The sequence below is a fragment of the Paenibacillus sp. NPDC056933 genome (genome assembly GCF_042674385.1).
Taxonomy (GTDB): domain Bacteria; phylum Bacillota; class Bacilli; order Paenibacillales; family Paenibacillaceae; genus Paenibacillus.
This window is the reverse complement of record NZ_JBHUQN010000001.1, coordinates 2,237,270-2,259,222: the sequence shown is the minus strand read 5'-3', so window position 1 is coordinate 2,259,222 and position 21,953 is coordinate 2,237,270. Positions and strand designations below refer to the sequence as shown.

The following is a 21,953-nucleotide window of genomic DNA, read 5'->3' as shown; positions in this document are numbered from 1 at the left end:
CTTGAGAATCATATCCTCATCTTAGCGATCAGAACGGCTATATACCATGCATTATGTTAAACTCCATGGACATTTTTGTTGTAAAATTCCGTAGGACTCATTCCTTCCAATTGTTTAAACAACCTGCTGAAATAGAACTCATCCGTGTAACCGAGTAACTGCGCCACCTCTTTAACTTTGTTGTTTCCTTCCAAAATGATCTCTTTGGCCTTATCCATCTTCAGTTTATTAAAAAATTCTATGATGGAGTATCCTGTAATCTCTTTGAAAGCTCTTGATACATACGGGGCAGATAGCTGCACCAGTTCAGATAATTCGGTCAAGGTGACTTTACGATGCAGATGTTGATTCATATAGTAGATAATCTTTTCCACTTTCAAGGATGTTGCGTAATTGCGATGACGCTTTTTTATGTTTTGGCTGATCGCAATAATCAATTGCTGTAGTAATGACTTGGCGATAAACTCATAACCCGGAAGTTTCATATACCAAGTGTCCACCATATGATTAAATACTTCTTCCAATGGATAATAATCCTGTAGTTGCTGGACAGCGGGCAAGGGAAACATCTCGACGTCCTTGTTTACAGTCCATGTATTGTCATTCTGCTCGATCTGGACATAACTGAAGTGAACCGACAAAAAACTTATCGGATTTTTAAGATCAATCTGTATGGAGTGAGGGACATCCGGTAGAAGGTAGATCAGAACGCCAGCCTGAATTTCATGTCTTTTACTCTCTATGGTAATCTCTGCTTTCCCGCCTGTAATAAAAATGAGTTCATGATGCTGAAGCGTCCGCACCCCTTTATTGGAAAATTTCCGCTGTTCATTCGGCTTCCTTGAGTTGCAGTATAAAATATGGAAAAAAAGCTGTTCTATATTCATGGTTCCCTCCACGCTGGTTTCTTTGTTGGCTGCTTCAATCCTGTTTCTGACGAGAATATACCTAAAAGTACAAAAAAACAAGCTGGCTCCAATTCAAGTGGAGCGCAGCTTGTTCCCTTACTTTGAGTCTAACTCCGCGTTATTCAATCGAGTAATTAATTTAATTTGTTAAATGACCATCTTTGCGCATCTGTACCGTTATCATTCCATTGTTGCACTGCGGCCCCATCTGCTGTTGAAGAGTTCGATACATCCACCGCCAATCCATTCACCTTGGAAATGATTTTATAGTAACCGTTACCCGTATCCTGAATGCTCCACCTTTGGGCGTTAGACCCGTTATCGTCCCATTGCTGAAGCTGTACACCAGGAGATGCTGTCGAGCTCGGCACATCCAGTACTTTGCCGCTGTGAACAGCCGTGAGTTTATAGTAACCATCACCTGTGCTATCCACCCTGAACGTTTGGTTAGTTGCACTGTAATTGGTCCATTGTTGCACCTTGGCTCCACTTGCCGTGGACACATCTACAATATCCAACACTTTACCGCTTGCTTTGGAACCGATCGTATAGAGGCCCCCGCTGACAATATTGGGTGTACTCGCTGCTTGATATACCCGTACATAATCCACAAGCATTTGTGACGGGAAAGGTGTCGCATTATTGGGGCTGCCAGGCCAGTTTCCGCCCACAGCCATATTTAACAGGAGGAAGAACGGACGCTGGAACTCTTCGGTGTTTCCTGTTCCATTTTCGATGTAAAATTCATTGAATTGCTTGCCATCCACGAACCATCTTATATATTTGGAATCCCATTCGATGCTGTATACATGAAATTGAGAAAAATCAAGATTTTCCGAAATCTTTCCATAATCGGCATGCCCGTTAGCATCCCAATGCACGGTACCGTTTACAAAAGCGTTGTTGTTGACCCGCTCCATGATGTCGATCTCTCCGCTTTTGGGCCAGCCGACGGAATTAATATTGCTTCCCAGCATCCAAAAAGCAGGCCACAGCCCCTGACCTGACGGCAGCTTGATACGTGCTTCCACTTTCCCGTAAGTAAAATCCTTCAAACCCTGGGTCTTGATTCGTGCCGAGGTATAACTGCTGCCGTTGTAATTTTCTTTGCGAGCAGTAATGACCAGGTTCCCGCCTGTAACTTGCAGATTCTCGGTGCGATTTGTATAATACTGCAATTCATTATTTCCCCATCCGCCACTGCCGGTACCTATCTCTGCTGACCAATTCGACGTATTCAGAGAGCTTCCATTGAATTCGTCACTCCACACCAGATTCCAGTTTGGCGCTGCGTTTGTTGTCGTGCCAGGCAGCGAAGCGACCAACAAACTGAAAAGCACAAGCAGACTTATCATTTTTCCCTTTTTCAACCACTTTCCCTCCTCATGTTAACGGACTGACCCAAAAGGGCATACCCCATTTTTATCAATCCATCGCATCTTTTACATTAAATGTATTCCAAGGGCCGCTCGAAAATTCTAAACGTGAACAGGATATGTAAAGGACATGTCACCATTTGAAGTAATTTTGTCAGGCCTGTGCGAATGAACGGTCCATACTTTCTTGCCTTTAATATATTGGGGCATGGCAGTTGATTCGGAGTCAACGTTAGGAAGGATGTAGCGGTATGAGCAGGAAAGTGATTATTAACGCGGATGATTTTGGACTATCACCCGGCGTTAATCAGGGAATTATTCAAGCATATCAAGCTGGGGGAATTACGAGTACTTCGATGATGGTTAATATGCCGGGTCTCGATCATGCAGTGAGCTCTGCCCGATTATTGCCAGACCTTGGTATCGGACTGCATTTCAACCTGACTTACGGAAGGCCTGTGTCCAATCCGGCCCATGTGCCTTCCCTGGTGAACCCTGACGGTACTTTTTACAAAGGCAACAATGTCTTCGTGCGAGACATTACGGATATAGCAAAGGAACTCGAAGCGCAGTGGAATGTTTTTATGCATACATCCCTTTCTCCTACACATCTGGATTCTCATCAATTACTGCACCAAAACGATCCCAGAGTATATAAATTAATGGCCGAGAAAGCAGTACGGGAAAACATCCCACTCCGGAGATCGCAAATTCAGCATTTAATCTCTGATCTGCCAGCTCCTCGAATGACGGAGACGATTCTGCTGGATACCTACGAAGGCAATGAAGGATTACATCGTTTGCTTCATCATTTTTCTGCGCTTCGCCCAGGCGTAACCGAAATTGTATGTCATCCGGGATATGTCGATGATGTTCTGCGTGAAATTTCCAATTGGCTGGACATTCGGGAGCATGAGCTGGAAGTCTTTGTCGATCCGGAAATTCCCCGAACGTTAAGAACACTTGGCATTGTCCCAATTAACTACAAAGCACTGAATGATATACCGGATGTATGCTCTGATCTGTCACCAGTACAAATGCAACCACCCCCACGATTACCCCCTCAAAAGAAAACGCGTTCCCTCCGGCAGCACTTATCCAAGCGACGGCGTAAGGTTAAAACATACCGTATGTCCAAAAAACGAAGCAAGCTCCCACACCCCGCTTCAAGCAGAAGACGGAAACATTAGATCTGAGAAAATGGAGCCTTGATTAAAACAGGCCATAACCAGAGAGTAGCACTCCTCGTTATGGCCCTTCGTCCTGTTAATCCAGTTCTAATTTGAAAACAATGGGTGCTGTACTTCGTACATTCTTTGTTGTAATCGACAAGGCATTTTCCGTTCTGTTCCATTCCGGTCGTTCGTCAAAACCAAGAACCTGTATTTCCTTGATCAAACCGTGAAAATGTTGGGAGTTTTCCTTCAGCGCTTTAAGATGAACCACTCCATTGTCAGGACAGGCAAGAACCGTTGCATACAGGACGTTTTCTTTTACGGTATACCGAATATCCTCACTTGTAAAAATCTTGGTATCTCCATCTGTGAACTGGCCTTCTTTTACTATGGTCGGCCCTTCACCATATATGCGCCAGAACGTCGTATCGTAGATGGCTTCGCCATTCACGTCTAGCCATTTGCCTATGGCAAGCAAGATGTCCCGATCTTCATCGGGAATGCTGCCATCTGCTTTCGGTCCAATGTTCAGCAGAAGGCTTCCATTTTTACTTACGATGTCGACGAGATCCCTGATGATTTCATCCGCGGATTTATAGTCATTATTTTCCGTGTAACACCATGAATTTTTGGCTACAGCGGTATCCGTTTGCCAGAAATAGGGCTTGAGATCAGCGAACTGCCCTCGCTCTATATCCGGGACGGCACAGCCGAGCATAAATGCATCATGTTTATAATTAATAGCAACAGGGGTTCCCCATTCTTCCCCTTTATTATAGTAATAGGCACTGAATTTTTTCAGGTAAGGTTTAAACGCGGCCGTTTGAATCCACCAGTCAAAATAAAATACTTTGGGCTGGTACTGATCCACAAGCTCACAGCAGCGAATCAGCCAATCTTCCAGGAATTCTTCGGAAGGAGGTGAACCATACAAATCATGATGATCCGGTTCGGGCATCGCAGGCCAGTAGAAATCGCCCCGTGCAAGCGGTTCCTTAATATCTGAATCAAACTCCTTTCCATGAGACATGAAGAACCAATGCTCTGCCCGATGTGAGGAGACACAAAAGGTCAACTCCTGTTTCTCATACGCGGCCTTCATCTCCTTCAGAAGATCCCGTTTGGGTCCCATTTCAACTGTGTTATAGTGAGAGATGGAACTTTGGTACATTTGAAACCCGTCATGGTGTTCGGCAACTGGCATGACATATCTGGCTCCCGCCTTTTTAAAAAGTTCTGCCCATTCATCAGCATTAAACTTCTCCGCCTGGAACATCGGAATAAAGTCTTTGTATCCAAATTCCTTCGGATGTCCATAAACAGCAAGATGATGTTCATAGGCTTTGGAGCCTTCTATATACATATTTCGTGAATACCATTCACTATCATAAGCCGGAATGGAGTACAACCCCCAGTGAATGAAAATACCGAATTTCGCGTTCTTGTACCACTCTGGAACCTGAAAGGCACTAAGCGAGTTCCAGTTGTCTTTGTACTTGCCTTCGGTGATTGTTGCTTCGATTTTTTGCAAATAAGCGTTGTTGTCCATGATTCATTCTCATTCCTTCCGTTATCATATCCACTTGTATTGTAGTGGCTGGATCAACAGATAGACATGCAGAACATTAACTTTCGGATGGACAATAATAACCTTTGTTAGGAGATGAGGACTTTGAATCAGAAATCATTACTCACAAACCATTTGTCCAATCTGCAGGTTGATTTGTTCATGGTCAACTACAATCGTTGTGAAACCGACTGGCGTGATATGAATTATACCCCCGATTACAGCAAGTTTTACTTCATATGTGAAGGTGAGGGCTGGCTCAAGATTGGGAATCAGGAATACTATCCGGCACCCGGACAGCTTATTTTAATGCCAGAAGGAGTGATTCAGTCCTATTCTGTCATTAGTGATCGTCCATTCCTCAAATACTGGTGCCATTTTAGCGCAAAGGTTGGCGGAATCAACCTGTTCCAAATCCTGAAGTTCCCGCACTGTTGTGACGTAAATGATCCAAAGCTGGTTCAGGAAATCTTCGACAGCATCCTTGCATATGCCAACTCCGGCGAAGTCTATGCTCATATGATGGCCAAGAGCAAACTGGTAGAATTATTGTCTCACTATGTGATGAATCTGGATCTGCAACAGATTTCTTATGTAAATAAGCCTATTATGGAAAAAATATCTACAATATTGGCTTATATCGATTCCAATATTGAAGAGAACATTTCGGTGCAGGATCTGGCTCAGATTGCCTACATGCATCCGAATTATTTCATTCGTTTCTTCAAACAGCAGGTCGGTGTTCCTCCCATTCACTATATAACAGGCAAGAAAATCGATAAAGCCAAGGAGCTTCTCACGTGTACTTCGAACACAGTAACTGCAATTGCCGAACACCTTGGGTTTAGTGACTTATACTATTTCTCCAGGCAATTTAAGAAACATACAGGACTTAATCCGACGGAGTACCGCAAACAAACGACAGTGCTGACGACATAAAGAATTAATGTCAATGCAAATGCCAAGCCAGTATGTTCTCTTTATTGATGAGAGCGGAGGGGCACACCGAATCTTGCGATTCAAAGAATATAAGCAGTTTGGACATAATATCGAACGTAACATAACAAGGGGATGTCCCATAAGTCATGAATATGACGAGGGACATCCCTTTGCTATCGTTATTTTGTTTTAATGAACCTGGAACACGCTATTTTCTCTTATTTATGAGTTGATCAAGATGGACAGGGCACCTTTGGATTCCAATTGCAAATGTAACAGCTCATCATTACGAAGGTTTACCTTCACATTTCCGGTCTGATCCCCATCATTGAAGAGAACTAACGCGGTAGAACCATCCGTATTTCTGAAAGCTACAGAATATATGGATGCATCGCTGGAAGTCGATTCAATTCGAACTGCCTTTGGACGGATCAATGCACTGAAATGAGCCAGAGCATAATAGTCCAATGTATAGGTAAGCTCTTTCGTTTGCTGATTGACCTGTACAATACCGCGACATGTACTTTTTCCAAAGCCAGGGACGGTAGGACCGTTATTCTCATCAAGTGCCATATTCCAGAGTACAAAAGACTTGCTGTAATTCCGCAAAATCTGAATTCCGGTTCTGATCACATTAGAGAAGGCTTGTTCGAAAGGAGGAATCCATTCCCCTCCCGAGCCTTCAGTGAAATGCACCTCTTTACCCGCAACCGCTTCATATACCTTCGTTTGAGCCGAGGCTTCTCCCCCATACCAATGCCACGCGACTCCGTCTACATCATCTCCCGCCTGTTCCAGCACGGTCAATGGATAATCAGGTCGATCCCAGTTGTGATCATAACAGAGGATTTTCGTTTGGATATCGTTGCGGACCAAAGCTGGCTTCAGATGATTTTTGATAAAATCAGCTTGCGCTTCCGCCGGCATCAACATGCCTGGATAATGTACTGGCTCATAAAGTGCCTCATTCTGCGGGGTTACGGCATGGATCGGCAACCCGTTTGCTCCATAACCCTGGATATACTTCACAAAATATTCGGCATATGCGGAATACCACTCATTTTTCAGTTGTCCTGTAATCATCGACCCACTCGTTTTCATCCAACCCGGGGCACTCCATGGCGATGCGAACAATTTCAGTTCGGGATTCAATTCCAAAGCCTTTTGAGTCAAAGGAATAATATCGGCTTCATCGTGTGCAATACTGAACCCGGTTAATTCCGGGTCCGTTTGGTTTTCTGGCAGATCATTATAGCTGTATACCGTTCTGGCATAGTCTGAAGCCCCCATCGGATTGCGGATGACTGACAAACCAATGCCTTCTATCGGATGGAACAGCCGGGTCATGACTTCAGCTCTCTGCTCCTCACTTAGTATTTGGTTGATCAGATAGGCAGACGAGTCGGTAAAAGAAGCCCCAAATCCATCCATCTCCTGATAGGTTTGCTGATCATCGAGCTGGATGGTCGTTGTCTCCCGATCGGATGTCTGCGGTTTCAATTGATCCGGGGATACCGATACAAATAATTCATCTTCTCCCGTGGATTTGTACATTTTGAATGTTGTCATCTGATTGCCCTCCACATTTCTCTTATTGAATACCCAATTTCTCTTTGTTCAGTTTCATCTTCTCACTGCGAACCTTCACAATGTCATCCCAGCGGTTTTCACCTAAAAATGACTTGTAAGCAGCAAGAGCATTGTCAAAAGAGGCATCATCTTTGGCCCGTACCATACTTACCAGTGTTGAATTCCACTTGGCGTTGATTGCCGACAATGCACGTGCTTCAGGTGTTCCTTGATTCGGACTAATATTCTCCAGAATGAAGTGTGGTTTCAGTTTGCCTTTGCCCCACTCCTGCATTTGTTTAATGGCTTCCGGGAAAGCATCCGCACTCAGAGCTTTGTGACGGTCATGACCGAAGAACATAAACTCACCCATACGGTAATCCTTTTTAAATTTATCCGCATTATGGAGTTGCAGGTCTTTCACAGCTGGCAGCAGCTCAACCGTACCGTCTGCATTCTTTTGATACGTCTCGCCTTCAATACCATAGTTCATCAGAAGCTGACCTTCTTCGCTAAGCAGATACGTAAAGATTTGGATCGCTTTGGCCGGATCTTTGGCGTCCTTGGAGATGAAGTTGATCATCCAGCCTGTAATACCGGATTGATTCAGCGTTGGTGCATTGCCCTTGGTGCTCTGCGGCCCATCTATGGCTACATATTCTTTGCCTTCATTGGCACTCAGATAAATTTGCAGGTTCCCTCCCTGCTGAGGTGTTCCATCCAGCAGCATCGTTGCATATTTCCCGGATTTTACTTTTTCCTCAAATGCTGTACCGTCGTCAGCAAAACTGTCATCACTGATGTTTCCGTCTCTGTACACCGTGTTTAACGTTTTCAACCAAGTCAGGTAATCTTCATCCAGATTACGATCATAGAATTCTCCATTTTCCGTTTCAAGCGGTACGCCAATGAAATCTTGCAGCGTATCTCCGAGTGAACCCGTTCCTTCACCAATGGCGTTAAACCCAAACGGAATCAGTGTTGGAAACTTTTCCTTGATTTGTTTCATCACACTCTGGAATTGCTCCGGTGTTCCAATAACAGGACTTCCCAGAGCTTCATACACATCCTTGCGGATGATAAATGCCGTTTTGGCCGGAATGTTACCACTATCATAATCTTCTTGCGTATTGGAATAGTTCGGATAACCATACGTTTTGCCGTCAGCCAACTGGAACCAATTCAGGGTGTCGGCAGCCGCTACTTTGTTGAAGTACGGATCATATTTCTCTGCAAGGTCATTTAATGGCATGGCCCAGGTCGCAGCTTTTTGCACGACAGGAGAGTTGGAGTCAAACACTGTCAGCAAGTCAGGCATATCTCCACCAGCGAAAAATGTATTTAACTTCGTATCATCACCTGTGATGAATTTGATGTTGATGTTAAGATCTTCTTTAATCTTTTTGGTGACAATGTCTTTGCCAAAATCCGTGTTCCACCAGTCCGCATTGACGTACCAGGTCAGATCCGTAGCTTCTTCCTTTTTATCCAGCTGCCAGGCTGGTTTTTCCGGATCAACCGTGTACCGGTCTTCAATGGAGACCCAATTGCCCTCACTTGAACCACCTGAACCCCCGCTGCAACCGGTGATCATAAGCACCGCTGTCAGCAGTGCCGCGCACAGCTTTACTCCTTTTTTACCCGCTGCTTTATTCATCTTGAACATATTGTTTCCTCCTTATGGTTAGGTAAAAAATTACTCCTTGACTGCTCCCAGCATCATACCCGAGATAAAGTATCTTTGAAGGACGGGATAAATCAGTACGATCGGTAATGTGGTAATAACAATCGTGGCCAGTTGCACACCTTTGGTCGTGGTTTCAATGACAGCTGATCCACCAATATTTTGCATGGATTGCGTCTGGGACTGAACAATAATCTCATATAACATCATTTGCAGTGGATATAGGGACTGATCGGTAATGTACAACTTGGTTGTCATAAAGTCATTCCATTGCCCGACTCCATTGAACAGTGCGATGGTTGCCATCGCTGGCATGGACAGCGGAATAAAGATTTTCAGGAAAATATGCCAATCCCCAGCGCCATCAATTTTGGCCGACTCTTCCAGGGAATCCGGTACATTTCGGAAGAAATTCATCAGGATGACAACATCATAGAAGCTGAATAATGCCGGAATAATGTACACCCAGAAGCTGTTGAGCAAGCCAAGTGACTTGATCAACAAGTACGTTGGGATCATTCCGCCCGAGAAGAACATCGTGATTACCCCCATGGCAACGTACAGTTTACGGCCACGTATGTACTTTTTGCTCAGACCGTAACCAACCATGGCACAGAAGAATACGTGCGTAACGACTCCGATTGTTGTTTTGGAAACGGAGATGAAGAACGCCTGCCAGATGCTTGAATCGTTGAACACGGCTCTGTAATTCTCCAGCGAGAATTCCGGTGACCAGAAGATGAACCCGCCTTCCGCCAACGCTTTGCCTGAACTAAAGGAAGAGATGATGACATTCCAGAGCGGGACCACAATAATGACAGTACAGATAGTTAGCAAAATAATATTTAGGGTATCAAAGATCCGACTATCGAGATCTTCTTTAGCCACCTTTCCATTCACACGGGATGCCTCCTCTACAGCACAGATTGATTATCGTTTAATTTGCTTGTAATTTTATTTGCGGTGACCAGCAGAATAACAGATACGATCGAAACGCCCAGACCAACCGCGGTAGCATACGAAAAGTCACCCTGTGACATCCCCATACGATATACATACGAATTGATAACTTCAGCCTTGTCACGGTTTTGAGAGTTCATCAGAACCAAAGTCTGGTCCAGATTAGAACCCAATAAACCGCTTACAGTAAGAATCAGGTTAAGGCTAATGATCGACTTCATGTTAGGCAGCGTGATATTCCAGATTTGTCTGAGACGGCTAGCGCCATCGATTTTGGCTGCTTCATAATACGTGGGATCAATCTTTGACATGATCGCCAGATACAAAATCGTTCCCCAGCCTGCTTCTTTCCAGATATCCGATAAGGTTGCAATCCACCAGTACTTGCCTGCATCCAGCAGGATATTCTGCGGCTGCGAGATGATTCCCAAACTAAGCAGCAGTTGGTTGAACAATCCGGTTGTTGAGAACCAGGTGATGAGCATTCCGCCAAGCACGATCCAGGAGAGAAAGTGAGGCAAATATGAAATCGTTTGCACAAATTTCTTGAATCGTCCGCTGTTTAACTCATAGATCATGATGGCCAGAATAATAGGGATGACGAACCCGATACCCAGTTTCAAAAAGCTGATCCCCAGCGTATTCACGACAGCATCCCAGAAGTATTTGTCTGACATAATGATTCTGAAATTTTCCAAACCAACCCATGGTGCACTGGACAGTGTATCAATGACGGTGTAATTTTTGAAAGCGATCGTCAATCCGTATATCGGAATATAACAAAATATAATCATAAATAGGATGCCGGGTATGATCATCGATTGAATTTCCCATTGTCTTCGATAATCGATGACAAACTCTTTCATCCTTTGCCCGACTGATTTCTTCCTATCCGGCCTTACAGGCTTCTTCCCGGTTGATGTCTCTACGGCTAATTTACTCACGTTCCTTTGCTCCCCTCCAACTTGACCATATTCTCATAAAAACGTTTTTATTTTTTGGCATAAAAACCCCCTCGGATCACCTTTAGATTTAAAAAAAGACCGGAGACAACTCCATTAGCTATGTACGATAATCACTCCGGTCAATCTTCACATGACTTGAACCCCTTACAACAAGTTCACCCGCCAACTTCTGTGCAACACCCTGTTCCTTCTTCTTGATCATGCCCACCAGATGATTGATCGCCAAGATGCCCTGCCTTGCAATCTGATTTCTTACCGTGGTCAGAGGTGGTGAGAAGTACTGGGCAATATCAATATCATCAAAGCCCACGACACTTACATCTTGAGGGACCTCATAGCCATGAGACTTCAATGCATGAATACAACCAATGGCACTCACATCATTTCCTGCCAGAAAAGCGTCAGGAAGCTTGCCAGGATGCAGATGGAGGAAAGATTTTACCGCACTATACGTGCCTTCTTCCTCAAAATACCCCTGTATAATGTAATCATCGTCCACTGGAAGCTGATACTCACGCAAGGCTGCCAGATATCCATCTCTGCGCTGTACACTGTCAAACATGGTGTCGACGCCCGAAATGTAGGCAATTTTCTTATGTCCAAGTCCAATTAAATACTTGGTTGCTTCATAACCCGCTACATACGAGTCAAAAATAACGCTCCCCATCCGCTCACTCTGATAGACCCGGTCCAGAAAAACAGCCTTAATCTTGTCTTTCTCCATGGCGAGAATATCCTGCTCATCAATCCGAAGCTCTTCGTAGATGATGACGCCATCCACACGACGTCCCAGAATATTGCTCATAATGACCTGTTTATCCTTGGTGACAAACACATTCAGCCCGTAACCCAGACGGTCGCATTCCCGAGACATGGATTCAACCAGCTTATAAAAATACGGACCAGACACACTTGTGGTGAAAAAGCCCAGCATCTTGGTTTGCCCGGATTTCAACAGCTTGCCGTTCAGGTTGGGAACGTAGTTCAAACGCTCTGCTACCTTCAGTACATGCGATTTGGTCTCCGGGTTTAAGACATCCACGCCGTTCAAGGCGTTGGAAACCGTAGAAATGGATACACCGGCCTCCCTTGCAACATCTTTAATCGTAATCTTTCCCATAATTTGTTGTCCCTTTGCTATAAAAACGTTTTTATATATTTTAAATTAGCATAAAACCGTTTTCAACACAACACTTTAATTATTTTTCCATGTACAGATTGTAAATCTCTTGCAGCTGCTCCTCTAAACGTTCTAAGCGAACAAAGCGATCCTCCCGAATATACTCTTTCTGCTCTACGAGCAAGTGCATGGTTGGAACTGTGAAAATGAGAAATCTGGACGCAACCTCTTCCCTGCAGACGTTATTTCACTAAGCTCTTTTATAGGAATCACCTCTTTCGGACAATCGCGCTTTCGCTAAAATATAGTAGCCTCAACTTCCAACATAAAAATTCACACAGAAACTAGCAGGCGACCGTTTCGGATAACCTCCCGAATTAGCCGCCTGCTGTCATTGTCATCATTCTTTTTAGCAATCCTTACTTCCAGTCTCTTTTTCGGAGATAGGCTTCGAATACAAATGTTCCAAAAGGCAGTAAGCCTGCTATCAAGCCCATAAGCCAGCGTGAAACCTTCCATTTCTTCACCACAGCCAAATGCACAAGCGCAATCAAATATAACGGAAAAAGAATACCGTGAATCATACCCATGATGGTAACAGGGAAGGATATATCGGCAAAATATTTTAGCGGCATGGCTATAAAAATCAACAACAGTAATGATACACCTTCCCATATGCCTGCAATTCTAAATCGACCTGTCACTGTCTTCATCCTGTTCAATCTCACCTTTCCAGCGGTTAGTTTGTGAAATATGTAACTTGTTACAAGGCGCTTCAATTTGAAGCTACATATCCCCTGCTGATGCAGCTTCTTGAAACGTCTTGTTCAGTATACCGCATGGTTCTGGTCCAGAAATGCTTCAATTTTGAATAATTAATGACTGAACTATCCGTGTGTGAGGTGTTGAGTCTTAAATTCGAAAATCGCATCAACAGCATAATGATACCCACCTGATTTTCGAAAGGATTCCCTCAATTTCGCAACAGCTTTCTCAAAAGAGGGAACACTCAACACATGATCTACCGCTTCACACAGCTGATTGGCAGTCAACGTTTGCATTTGTAAGCTGATGCCTGCTCCTCTACTAACAACCTGCTCAGCAATGATCGGCTGGTCCGCGCTTTGTGGAATCACAATAAGGGGAACCCCGAAATACAGACCTTCGTTGGTACTGTTCATCCCACCATGGGTGATAAATAATTGGGCTGACTGCAATACCTCCATTTGCGGAACATAACTTTTAACGATGAAATTGTCAGGGATTTCTCCCAAATCAGTCATTTGTGTTCTAGTCCCTATAGACATGACAATCGTATGATCGGTATTCCCCAATGCCTTAATACAAAGCTTATAGAAATCGATGGCGTGGTTAAAAATGGTTCCCAGTGAAATATATATGAGACTTTTTCCTTTAATGGCTGTCATGTCGAATTGTTCATGCGATACTCGTGAAAAAATGGACGGGCCTACAAATTGATACGTAGGGTCGAAGGCTTCTCCATTAGGCTGGAATTCCTTAGTTGTATATACGATTGTAAGCGGCGCAGGATTGCAAAACACTTCGTAAGGGGATGAGATCTCCACATCATATTTTTTCTGTAACATGGTCGCCAAGGCATGAAATTTATCGTTTATAGGTTGGGCGATTTCAGCAGGAACATTTAAGAAAAAGTGTTGCATCAAATGATCGAATGATTCTTCGGTCTGTGCAAAAGAAGTGCACGAATTAATGGCAGGAAGCTTCAGTATTTGCGAAAGCAAGCGTCCGCAGCCAAACATGGAATCATGGATGATGTAATCAAACTGTTCACCCTTGATCTGTTCAAGGACGCTCGGAATGACGATATCTGCCGTAAGCAAAAGACCGTTGACTCGCTCAAGCAAATAAGTTCTGCCACCTGAGACAAAAGCTTCAATGAATTTTTGACCGTCAAAGGTTCGGACTACAGCCCCCGTCTTCTCCATACGTTCCCGATAAGCCTCTATAGTGAAGTACACAACCTCTTCCCCGCGTGAAACAAGCTCTTGCACAACACCAATCGTTGGATTGACATGTCCCTCTGATCCACCGTTTATGAATAAAACACGTGCCATAGCTATCCCTCCTTTGTTATGCTTCCGTTCTCTGTCTGTTGTAAAAACTCGCAAGAAATGACCGCATTCCCCATAAAATTTAGGTAGTTGCACGCTCTATCAGTTGAAATTCCAGTTGCTGAGGCTGTAGCTCCCGCTTGCCAAGGACAGCCCATAATCGATGAAAGGCCTGTGTAGCCTGTTCTGCAATCGGATTATGTATGGTGGTTATTCCAAGAACACGGGACAATTCAATATCATCGAAGCCAACAATGGCGAGTTTTTCAGGAATCTGTATATTCTGTTTGCGTGCTTCGGACCAAATCCCGATTGCTGCATAATCATTCGAACATAACACCGCTTGAGGAAGTTCTGGCCCACTTGCCATTCTTCGCATCGCTTCTTCTCCATCAGATGAGCTGAATACCGAATATTGATAGGCTTCACGCAATACAGGCAGACCCTTATCTGCCATAAAGGATTCATAGGCTTCCCGCCGGCTCTGGGTATTTAGACTTTCTGCTCTGCCAAAGGCATTCGCAATGCGTGTATAGCCTTTGGACACCAGATGCTCTAGAGCCAGCCTGTAGCCTTGTGCCTGATCCATAGCCACTGACGGAATTTCGTCATTCCCCATCCTCTGCCAGGATACAATCGGACCATACTCGCAATAGGCTTTCAGTTTGTCGGGATGATTGACACAGGTCATAATCACCAGTCCATCCACCCGTTTACTCCGCAGATCCTCGAACGCCTGCAATTCAATTTCCTTATCTCCACGCGAAGTATAGATCAGGGTCTGAAATCCATAATCCATCGCGGTATCAATGAATTGATTCATGAACGTAAGAATAATCTCGTTGGTTGCGGATGTGACAATCCCAATCTGCTTGGTCTGTCCGGTGGATAACGATACGGCATTTCGATTCGGTATATAGTTTAGCTGTTTCATGATTTCCGTTATTTTCTGGCGAGCCTCGTCGCTCACATGTGGTGAATGATTAATTACTCTGGACACCGTGGCCTTCGAGTAGCCGGACTGCTTCATAATTTCATCGAACTTGGACACATGAAGTCTCCTTTCTTGCTGACTATCTATAATGATTTACAGTTTGCCTCAAAACAAATAAAAAGTAAAACTTGACGTGTAACCCGTTCCAACGTTTAAGCTTTTTTTATGCACTGCTGCTGTATGTAACATCCACAACGAATTCATAACGATTGGAGCGATACCCATGAGTCAATCTCAACATCCATCATTTCAATTCCCCGAAAACTTCCTGTGGGGTGGTGCCATTGCCGCCAACCAGGCCGAAGGTGCATATAATCTAGGTGGCAAAGGTTTGTCCACTCAGGATGTAGCTCCCAAAGGTATCATGGGTCCCATTACGGAAGAACCGACTGAAGATAACATGAAACTGATCGGGATAGACCTGTATCACCGTTATAAAGAGGACGTCAAGTTATTCGCCGAGATGGGATTCAAGGTATTCCGTACTTCCATCGCCTGGTCCCGTATCTTCCCTAAGGGAGATGAACTGGAACCCAATGAAGAAGGTCTTCAATTCTATGATGATCTCTTTGACGAGTGTCTTAAATACGGGATCGAACCACTGGTCACTCTTTCACACTACGAGACACCTCTGCATCTCTCCAAGGAATATGATGGCTGGGTCAATCGGAAGATGATTGGATTCTATGAGCGCTATGTGACTACCGTGTTCAAACGTTATCAAAATAAAGTGAAGTACTGGCTCACATTCAATGAAATCAATTCGATTCTGGAAGCACCATTCATGAGCGGCGGGATCTATACTCCAAAAGAGAAATTGAGTAAACAAGATCTTTATCAGGCGATACACCATGAATTTGTAGCCAGCGCTTCTGCTGTGAAACTCTGTCATGAGATCATTCCAGGTGCGCAGATTGGTTGTATGATGCTCAGTATGCCGACCTATCCGCTAACACCGAATCCCGATGACATGATTAAAGTGATGGAATTCGAACACAGCAATTATTTCTTCGGAGATGTGCATGTGAGAGGCCGCTATCCTGGATACATGAAACGTTACTTCCGGGAAAATGGAATCCAGATTCACATGGAAGATGGCGACGAAGACATGCTGCTCCATACTGTCGACTTCATTTCTTTCAGCTATTACATGAGTATCTGCCAAACGTCTGATCCGGATAAACAAGTTGCGGGCGAAGGTAACCTGCTTGGCGGTATACCTAACCCTTACTTGCCTGCAAGTGAGTGGGGATGGCAGATCGATCCGCAAGGACTGCGCTATGTGCTCAACATGTTCTATGACCGTTATCAGAAACCACTCTTTATTGTGGAAAATGGGCTGGGCGCTGTTGACGAGCTTATTACCGGACCTGATGGTGAAAAGACTGTTGAAGATAACTATCGCATTCAGTATTTGAATGATCATCTTGTTCAAGTCGCGGAAGCTATTGAAGACGGCGTTGAAGTTATGGGATATACGTCTTGGGGATGTATTGATGTGGTCAGTGCTTCGTCAGCACAATTGAAAAAGCGTTATGGTTACATCTATGTTGATCGCCATGACGATGGTTCAGGAACACTCGATCGGTACCGCAAAAAGTCGTTCCACTGGTACAAAGATGTCATCGGCAGTAACGGCCAAAGCCTGAAACGTTAAGGAATGGATACACCTGTAGCAGGTGCATTCCTGCTCTCCCCCAGCAGAAAACAAGGACATGCATTGGTATACGATGTAATGTTGCACTGTTTTCTGCTGAGGGATTTTTATTCATATAGTGAGTTCCAGTAATCAATTAAATTGGACAAGGGCCGGTTCCAACGCTTTCAACGTTAACCATCGCATCCCTGCTTCAAAATCTTCCCGGAAAGAATCGATCAGAATGACGTCAGGATAAGATGGCATTGAGAGCTCCGCTTGATTCATCTGCCATGCTTGAACAACTGAATCTTTATCAACCATATTTTGGTAAATTACAACTTTATCTGGTGCAAGAATCGCATTTACCGTTTGAATCATTTTGCATACCGTTTCAATAAACAGTTCCTTTTCCACTAAGCTATACCAATCAACCCCCATAGGAAGGTATTTCACTTCCCCCGCCATGCCAAGTTTACCTTTGATCACTTTACCATCCAGATAAATACCCATGCCTGGCGGGTAATGGGTCGGAAAATAGATTCCGATGACACAGTGTTCTTCCTCTAACTCTTGCCTTGCGCAGTATCCGCTAATTGCAGCATTAACATCATTTTCCACCATGACTGGTAATCCAAACTGCGCTTCAAGATCTTCGATCATACGTATACCTTTCAGCTGCTGGTGACTGCTCACTGTAATTTCCCCATTCACGGTTTGCCCAGGAATACCGATACCGATCACTTTAATGGAAGCATGCTGAGTCAGCACGTTCCCTATGATCTCATAGAACTGTTTCTGATCAAACGTGGGCATCGTATATTCTTCTCTGAACACCATGTGATCCTCTAGGTTAATGACGGTGGCCGTAATCAGATCCTGCCCCTGCTTTTCGTTGATATACATGACCAAAGCCAAGCTGAAATCGTAATTATATCGATAAGTTAATGCAGGTCTGCCCCCGTTGGAAGGCACTGTCTCGTCCTCAAACAATTCACCCAGATCACATAACTCTTTTACCAGTGAATTGACGGTTACTACACTGAGCTTGGTCAAGGAGGCCAGTTGTGGCTTGGTTGCTGTTTCCACCCGTTTCATAACCTGGCGTACATGGTTTATATTAATTTCTTTCATCAGATACGCGTTCGCTATTTTCATAAGCACCCCTACTCCGTAGTTTCTTCTCCAATGTAGTAACTATACAATATCTCCAAAGGGTTTAAAAACACCCGATGAAAAACATCGGGCATTCTGAGGGTTGCTATACACTTGGTGATTAGCTTCTTCTATATTTCGTTTTGTCTGCTTCCGTTATTTTGCGAATAACTCTGCATGGATTACCCGCAGCGATTACATCAGAAGGAATGTCTCTGGTGACTACACTTCCTGCTCCGATAATTGTATTATCTCCAATAGTCACACCCGCAAGAACAGTTACACCGCCACCGATCCAAACATTATTGCCCACTGTGATGGGACCTACAATTTCAAGACCTTCGTTACGTTGTTCCACATCATAAGGATGACCGGCAGTATAGAATCCACAATTTGGAGCAACAAAAACGTTGTCACCAAAACTAATTTTGGCTCCATCCAGCAAAACCATATTATGATTGCTATAGAAGTTCTCACCAATTTCAATGTTATAGCCGTAATCACATACAAACGGCTGCTCGATCAGGAAACGATCCATCGTTTTTCCAAGCAGCTTTTTAAGCAACGCTTCTCTTTCGGTTGTCTTACCTGGATGAAGCTGATTATACTCGTAACAAAGTCCCTTCGCGTATAAACGTTCATCAATCAATTCTTTGTCGTAATTCGCATTATACAGTAGTCCCAGTTGTGATTTCTCTTTTTCTGTCATCAATTCCTGTGCCTCCAACTCTTCTGTCCAGAATGAATGTTTTAAAGCTCTATCTCTCTAATAATTCTAGCAGGATTCCCACCAACAATCATGTTATCCGGGATATCTTTTGTGACTACGGCACCGGAAGCAATAACGACATTGTTCCCGATCAGGTGTTCACCCGTTGAACCCAACAGCTCTTTCAATACCTTTGTACGGAGCTCGCCATCTGTTTCGGTGGTCTGATTGTACATGCGTGTCATTCTTCTTGCATATCCCTGTCTTGAGACAATTGGGGATCGGAAGCCAAGTATAGCTCACCATCGATCATTTTTTGTTTTTCCGATTTTGTTGCGATATTGCTCATGATTGTGTCCCCTTTGCGTCTATATTAATGATTGAACTAATAAATTAAGATACTTTATAAAGCTATAATAATTATATGGGATAACCTAAATAAATCAAGTTCTTTTACATATTGAATGCAGAGATATTATCCCTAATGTTATTCAAAAAACCTCTGCAAATCCAATAAATTATTGGATCGCAGAGGTTTTTTGAAGTAAAACAATGTAGATCAGTTTGCATAGACAACTTTTAACTAAAGTATTATCCAACCGCCTGAACAGTTTGCTCCTTGCGACTAATTGCATAAACGGCTGACACCAAACCCATCAAAATCAGAACAGCACCAACCCATCCTGTATACATAATGGACGAATGATCGATAACCACCCCGCCAATATAGGTTCCCAGAGCAATACCAGCATGTGCAATCCCTGAATTGGTACTTATTAACGTTTCTGCCGTTGCCGGTGAGGTTTTGATAATGAGACTGTTCTGTACCGGGGTAACCGTCCAGCTCAGCGCACTCCAGATACTTAGCAAGAGCAGAAATGCAATCAAGGGCAATCCAGTACTAAAAGGGATCACCGCCATGCTCACAATAAAAGGTACCAGCACGATGACAATCGCCTTGGCCGGATGCAGGCGATCGGACAACATGCCTCCAATTCCTCCGCCTGCCACTGCAGCGATGCCAAACATCATATAGATAAAGGTCACCATCGTTGAGCTGGCTCCCAGCGTTTCTTGGAGAAATGGTGTGAAATACGCATATAACGTCAAGTGCCCTGCGAGCACAAGCAATGTCGTAACATGAATCGCCAGCATTTTCGGATTCCAAAGGGCAGCAAGTTGTTTTTTCAATGACACTGCCGGAATCGGCTGCACACGATCCATGGCAATGCCGATGGCTGCCATGACAACCGCAGTGAGAATTGCGATCAACATAAACACTTCACGCCATCCGGCCAAATTACCGACAAAGATGCCAAGAGGAACACCCAGAATCAGTGATGCACTCCCTCCCATCGTGATGATTCCCACTGCACGTCCCTTATACTGTGGCTCTACAATGCGAGCTGCGAGCGTCAGAGACAGGACAAAAATCAGTGAACCCGTTGCGGCTCCCAGTGCTCTACCTGCCATAAGCATATAAAAGTTGCTGCTGAATGCAGAAACCAGATTACTGATCAAGAAAACAAACAGAGTAGACATGTATACCTTTTTACGCTCATATCTGGCCGTCAAGTTTAACAGAATGGGCGCAGACAAGGCATAGACAAGTGAAAAGATGGATATTAAGTACCCGGCTTTCGCCAAGGAAAGATGAAGATCTGCCGCAATCAGGTCCAGGATCCCGCCTAGAATAAGCTCAACAGTTCCGACCACAAAGGCGGCAATTGCAAGCACATACACTTTTTTATTCATTTTGAATCCTCCTCAAAAGTTACAACTACGATAGTAACTTATAAGAGAAAAGATTTCAACAAAAAAAACTATTCTCCGCAAGAATAGTTTTTAATGCTTTTTAATAAATTAATCGTGCCAGCAAACGGGCAATTTCTTCATCCTGTAACAGCTGCTCTCCGTACTTCTTGGTAATTTGAGTCAAAGCGACATCATGATAAAAATAATCCGTCATTGCTTTTACAATCGGTTTGGACATGGTCTTGATGGCCTTCCATGAATCATGCTCTATACCTGCAAATAAAAGATAGGCATGGTCCACAATGAGCAGCTGCGAAAGTTCAAGCTTGTTGGCCTCAAGTATGGGGATTAACGAATACTTATGGGTTAGAGATGTTTGTAATCCACCAACAGCCAGCACCTCTACATGTACCCCTTGTTCCTCTTTTTGCTCCAGAAGCTCCCGGTATTTCTCCATTTGCTCGTTCCAAGCCAGAAAAAGGATGGATGAGTCGGCTTCTTCAATGAGCTGTTCAATGTTCGAAGCAATAGATGATGAATCCTTCAACGTCCATATATGTTCGTCTGTAAACGTACGTTTAATTTTGTAGGTATTCAATTCTTCAATGTCTTTTTCGAAATCGGATCTTATTTTAAGAATAATGGACTGCAGGTCAACGGCCATATACAATTTTTTCTTCCCATGCATGGTTGTTAGTATAATACCTTTGTCAATAAGACGATTAAGCACTTCATAAATCTTGGCTTTGGGCACATTGGAGTGATTGACAATGGATGTCGCATCAAGCGGTTCACCCTGCGCAAATATGGCCTCATATACCTGACTTTCATATTGCGTAAAACCGAATTTCTGTAACATGGTTGGATTCGGGCTCCTTCTTGTTTTGTATCGTTCTATACAGTTTAGACGCCCTCACTTGCGATGTCCAGTTTATCCCACCAGCCTTTGGTCATAGCCAATATCGAGATATTACGTCCCAATGGAGCATTCAAATATAATGACCTCTTAATGGTTATATTAAGATTCAGGCTACACATTTTGATTTTGAAGGAGGTGTGCTTAAAAATGGAGAGTACTCATGATTATGTGAAAAAAGTGAATGAGAATGCCGAGAAAGCACGTCATAACAAAAACAACGGTAAAGGTACGCCTGCGGGTAAACTGCCATCGAAGCAACATAGCACCAATAAGTAAGAGCATAATCAATTGCAGAATTCATTAGAAGAATATTGGGCATTTTATCTTCAATTACATGAAAAGGATCTCTGGTGGGAGATCCTTTTTCCAAGCTATGCCTGATAACTGAAACCGTTTCTCACGTACCATAAAAACCCCATTTGTTAAACA

19 protein-coding genes and 1 pseudogene are annotated in these 21,953 nt (G+C 43.8%); 4 read left to right on the top strand and 16 right to left on the bottom strand.

Annotation, left to right across the window (positions count from 1 at the left end; genetic code table 11):
* Positions 1 to 56 precede the first annotated feature (56 nt).
* Both ACFTRD_RS10150 and ACFTRD_RS10145 read right to left on the bottom strand, forming a co-directional pair.
* Positions 57 to 887 carry an AraC family transcriptional regulator gene (locus ACFTRD_RS10150; RefSeq protein WP_379379374.1) on the bottom strand — a complete coding sequence of 277 codons (831 nt, stop codon included), beginning with the start codon at positions 885 to 887 and terminating at the stop codon, positions 57 to 59.
* Between the two features lie 155 nt (positions 888 to 1,042).
* Positions 1,043 to 2,263 (bottom strand): RICIN domain-containing protein, encoded by a 1,221-nt coding sequence (locus tag ACFTRD_RS10145; RefSeq protein ID WP_379381280.1) that lies wholly within the window; start codon positions 2,261 to 2,263, stop codon positions 1,043 to 1,045.
* 272 nt (positions 2,264 to 2,535) lie between these two features.
* On the opposite strand from ACFTRD_RS10145, the gene ACFTRD_RS10140 reads away from it, so the two are divergent.
* Positions 2,536 to 3,474, top strand: a complete 939-nt coding sequence (locus tag ACFTRD_RS10140; protein WP_379379372.1) for a carbohydrate deacetylase — start codon at positions 2,536 to 2,538, stop codon at positions 3,472 to 3,474.
* Between the two features lie 76 nt (positions 3,475 to 3,550).
* On the opposite strand, the gene ACFTRD_RS10135 is transcribed toward ACFTRD_RS10140, so the two are convergent.
* Complete coding sequence (locus ACFTRD_RS10135; protein WP_379379370.1) at positions 3,551 to 5,008, bottom strand: alpha-L-fucosidase; 1,458 nt, start codon at positions 5,006 to 5,008, stop codon at positions 3,551 to 3,553.
* Between the two features lie 123 nt (positions 5,009 to 5,131).
* Between ACFTRD_RS10135 and ACFTRD_RS10130 the strand changes: the two genes are divergently transcribed.
* Entirely contained in the window at positions 5,132 to 5,965 is an 834-nt protein-coding gene (locus ACFTRD_RS10130; protein WP_379379368.1) for an AraC family transcriptional regulator, read from the top strand.
* 222 nt (positions 5,966 to 6,187) lie between these two features.
* Here the strand turns inward: ACFTRD_RS10130 and ACFTRD_RS10125 are convergent, their stop codons facing one another.
* The 8 genes from ACFTRD_RS10125 to ACFTRD_RS10090 form a co-directional block, all read right to left on the bottom strand.
* Complete coding sequence (locus tag ACFTRD_RS10125; protein WP_379379366.1) at positions 6,188 to 7,534, bottom strand: glycoside hydrolase family 30 protein; 1,347 nt, start codon at positions 7,532 to 7,534, stop codon at positions 6,188 to 6,190.
* 22 nt (positions 7,535 to 7,556) lie between these two features.
* Positions 7,557 to 9,200, bottom strand: coding sequence for a type 2 periplasmic-binding domain-containing protein (locus ACFTRD_RS10120; RefSeq protein ID WP_379379364.1), 1,644 nt, complete (start codon positions 9,198 to 9,200; stop codon positions 7,557 to 7,559).
* Positions 9,201 to 9,230: 30 nt separating this feature from the next.
* Positions 9,231 to 10,118 (bottom strand): carbohydrate ABC transporter permease, encoded by an 888-nt coding sequence (locus tag ACFTRD_RS10115; protein WP_062318867.1) that lies wholly within the window; start codon positions 10,116 to 10,118, stop codon positions 9,231 to 9,233.
* A 14-nt stretch (positions 10,119 to 10,132) separates the two neighbouring features.
* Positions 10,133 to 11,122, bottom strand: a complete 990-nt coding sequence (locus ACFTRD_RS10110) for an ABC transporter permease (protein ID WP_379379361.1) — start codon at positions 11,120 to 11,122, stop codon at positions 10,133 to 10,135.
* Positions 11,123 to 11,240: 118 nt separating this feature from the next.
* The gene (locus ACFTRD_RS10105) at positions 11,241 to 12,263 is read right to left on the bottom strand and encodes a LacI family DNA-binding transcriptional regulator (protein WP_379379359.1); all 1,023 of its coding nucleotides are present in this window, start codon (positions 12,261 to 12,263) and stop codon (positions 11,241 to 11,243) included.
* Between the two features lie 419 nt (positions 12,264 to 12,682).
* Entirely contained in the window at positions 12,683 to 12,976 is a 294-nt protein-coding gene (locus tag ACFTRD_RS10100; RefSeq protein WP_379379357.1) for a DUF3817 domain-containing protein, read from the bottom strand.
* A 174-nt stretch (positions 12,977 to 13,150) separates the two neighbouring features.
* On the bottom strand, positions 13,151 to 14,359 hold the full coding sequence (locus ACFTRD_RS10095) for a macrolide family glycosyltransferase (protein WP_379379355.1): 1,209 nt from the start codon (positions 14,357 to 14,359) through the stop codon (positions 13,151 to 13,153).
* Positions 14,360 to 14,438: 79 nt separating this feature from the next.
* A complete protein-coding gene (locus ACFTRD_RS10090; RefSeq protein ID WP_379379353.1) occupies positions 14,439 to 15,407 on the bottom strand; it encodes a LacI family DNA-binding transcriptional regulator in 969 nt (322 codons plus the stop codon).
* A gap of 166 nt (positions 15,408 to 15,573) precedes the next feature.
* On the opposite strand from ACFTRD_RS10090, the gene ACFTRD_RS10085 reads away from it, so the two are divergent.
* Positions 15,574 to 17,007 carry a glycoside hydrolase family 1 protein gene (locus ACFTRD_RS10085; protein ID WP_379379351.1) on the top strand — a complete coding sequence of 478 codons (1,434 nt, stop codon included), beginning with the start codon at positions 15,574 to 15,576 and terminating at the stop codon, positions 17,005 to 17,007.
* Between the two features lie 132 nt (positions 17,008 to 17,139).
* Here the strand turns inward: ACFTRD_RS10085 and ACFTRD_RS10080 are convergent, their stop codons facing one another.
* From ACFTRD_RS10080 to ACFTRD_RS10060, 5 genes and pseudogenes are all read right to left on the bottom strand, one after another.
* Positions 17,140 to 18,144: an ROK family protein gene (locus ACFTRD_RS10080; RefSeq protein WP_379379349.1), complete on the bottom strand. Its 1,005-nt coding sequence runs from the start codon at positions 18,142 to 18,144 to the stop codon at positions 17,140 to 17,142.
* A 118-nt stretch (positions 18,145 to 18,262) separates the two neighbouring features.
* Positions 18,263 to 18,850, bottom strand: a complete 588-nt coding sequence (locus ACFTRD_RS10075; RefSeq protein WP_379381278.1) for a sugar O-acetyltransferase — start codon at positions 18,848 to 18,850, stop codon at positions 18,263 to 18,265.
* 41 nt (positions 18,851 to 18,891) lie between these two features.
* Positions 18,892 to 19,199: pseudogene (locus ACFTRD_RS10070) on the bottom strand (maltose acetyltransferase domain-containing protein).
* Between the two features lie 242 nt (positions 19,200 to 19,441).
* Positions 19,442 to 20,605 carry an MFS transporter gene (locus tag ACFTRD_RS10065; protein WP_379379347.1) on the bottom strand — a complete coding sequence of 388 codons (1,164 nt, stop codon included), beginning with the start codon at positions 20,603 to 20,605 and terminating at the stop codon, positions 19,442 to 19,444.
* A 100-nt stretch (positions 20,606 to 20,705) separates the two neighbouring features.
* Positions 20,706 to 21,464, bottom strand: coding sequence for a TrmB family transcriptional regulator (locus ACFTRD_RS10060; RefSeq protein WP_379379345.1), 759 nt, complete (start codon positions 21,462 to 21,464; stop codon positions 20,706 to 20,708).
* Between the two features lie 207 nt (positions 21,465 to 21,671).
* On the opposite strand from ACFTRD_RS10060, the gene ACFTRD_RS10055 reads away from it, so the two are divergent.
* Entirely contained in the window at positions 21,672 to 21,800 is a 129-nt protein-coding gene (locus tag ACFTRD_RS10055) for a DUF4023 family protein (protein ID WP_379379343.1), read from the top strand.
* Positions 21,801 to 21,953: the final 153 nt, after the last annotated feature.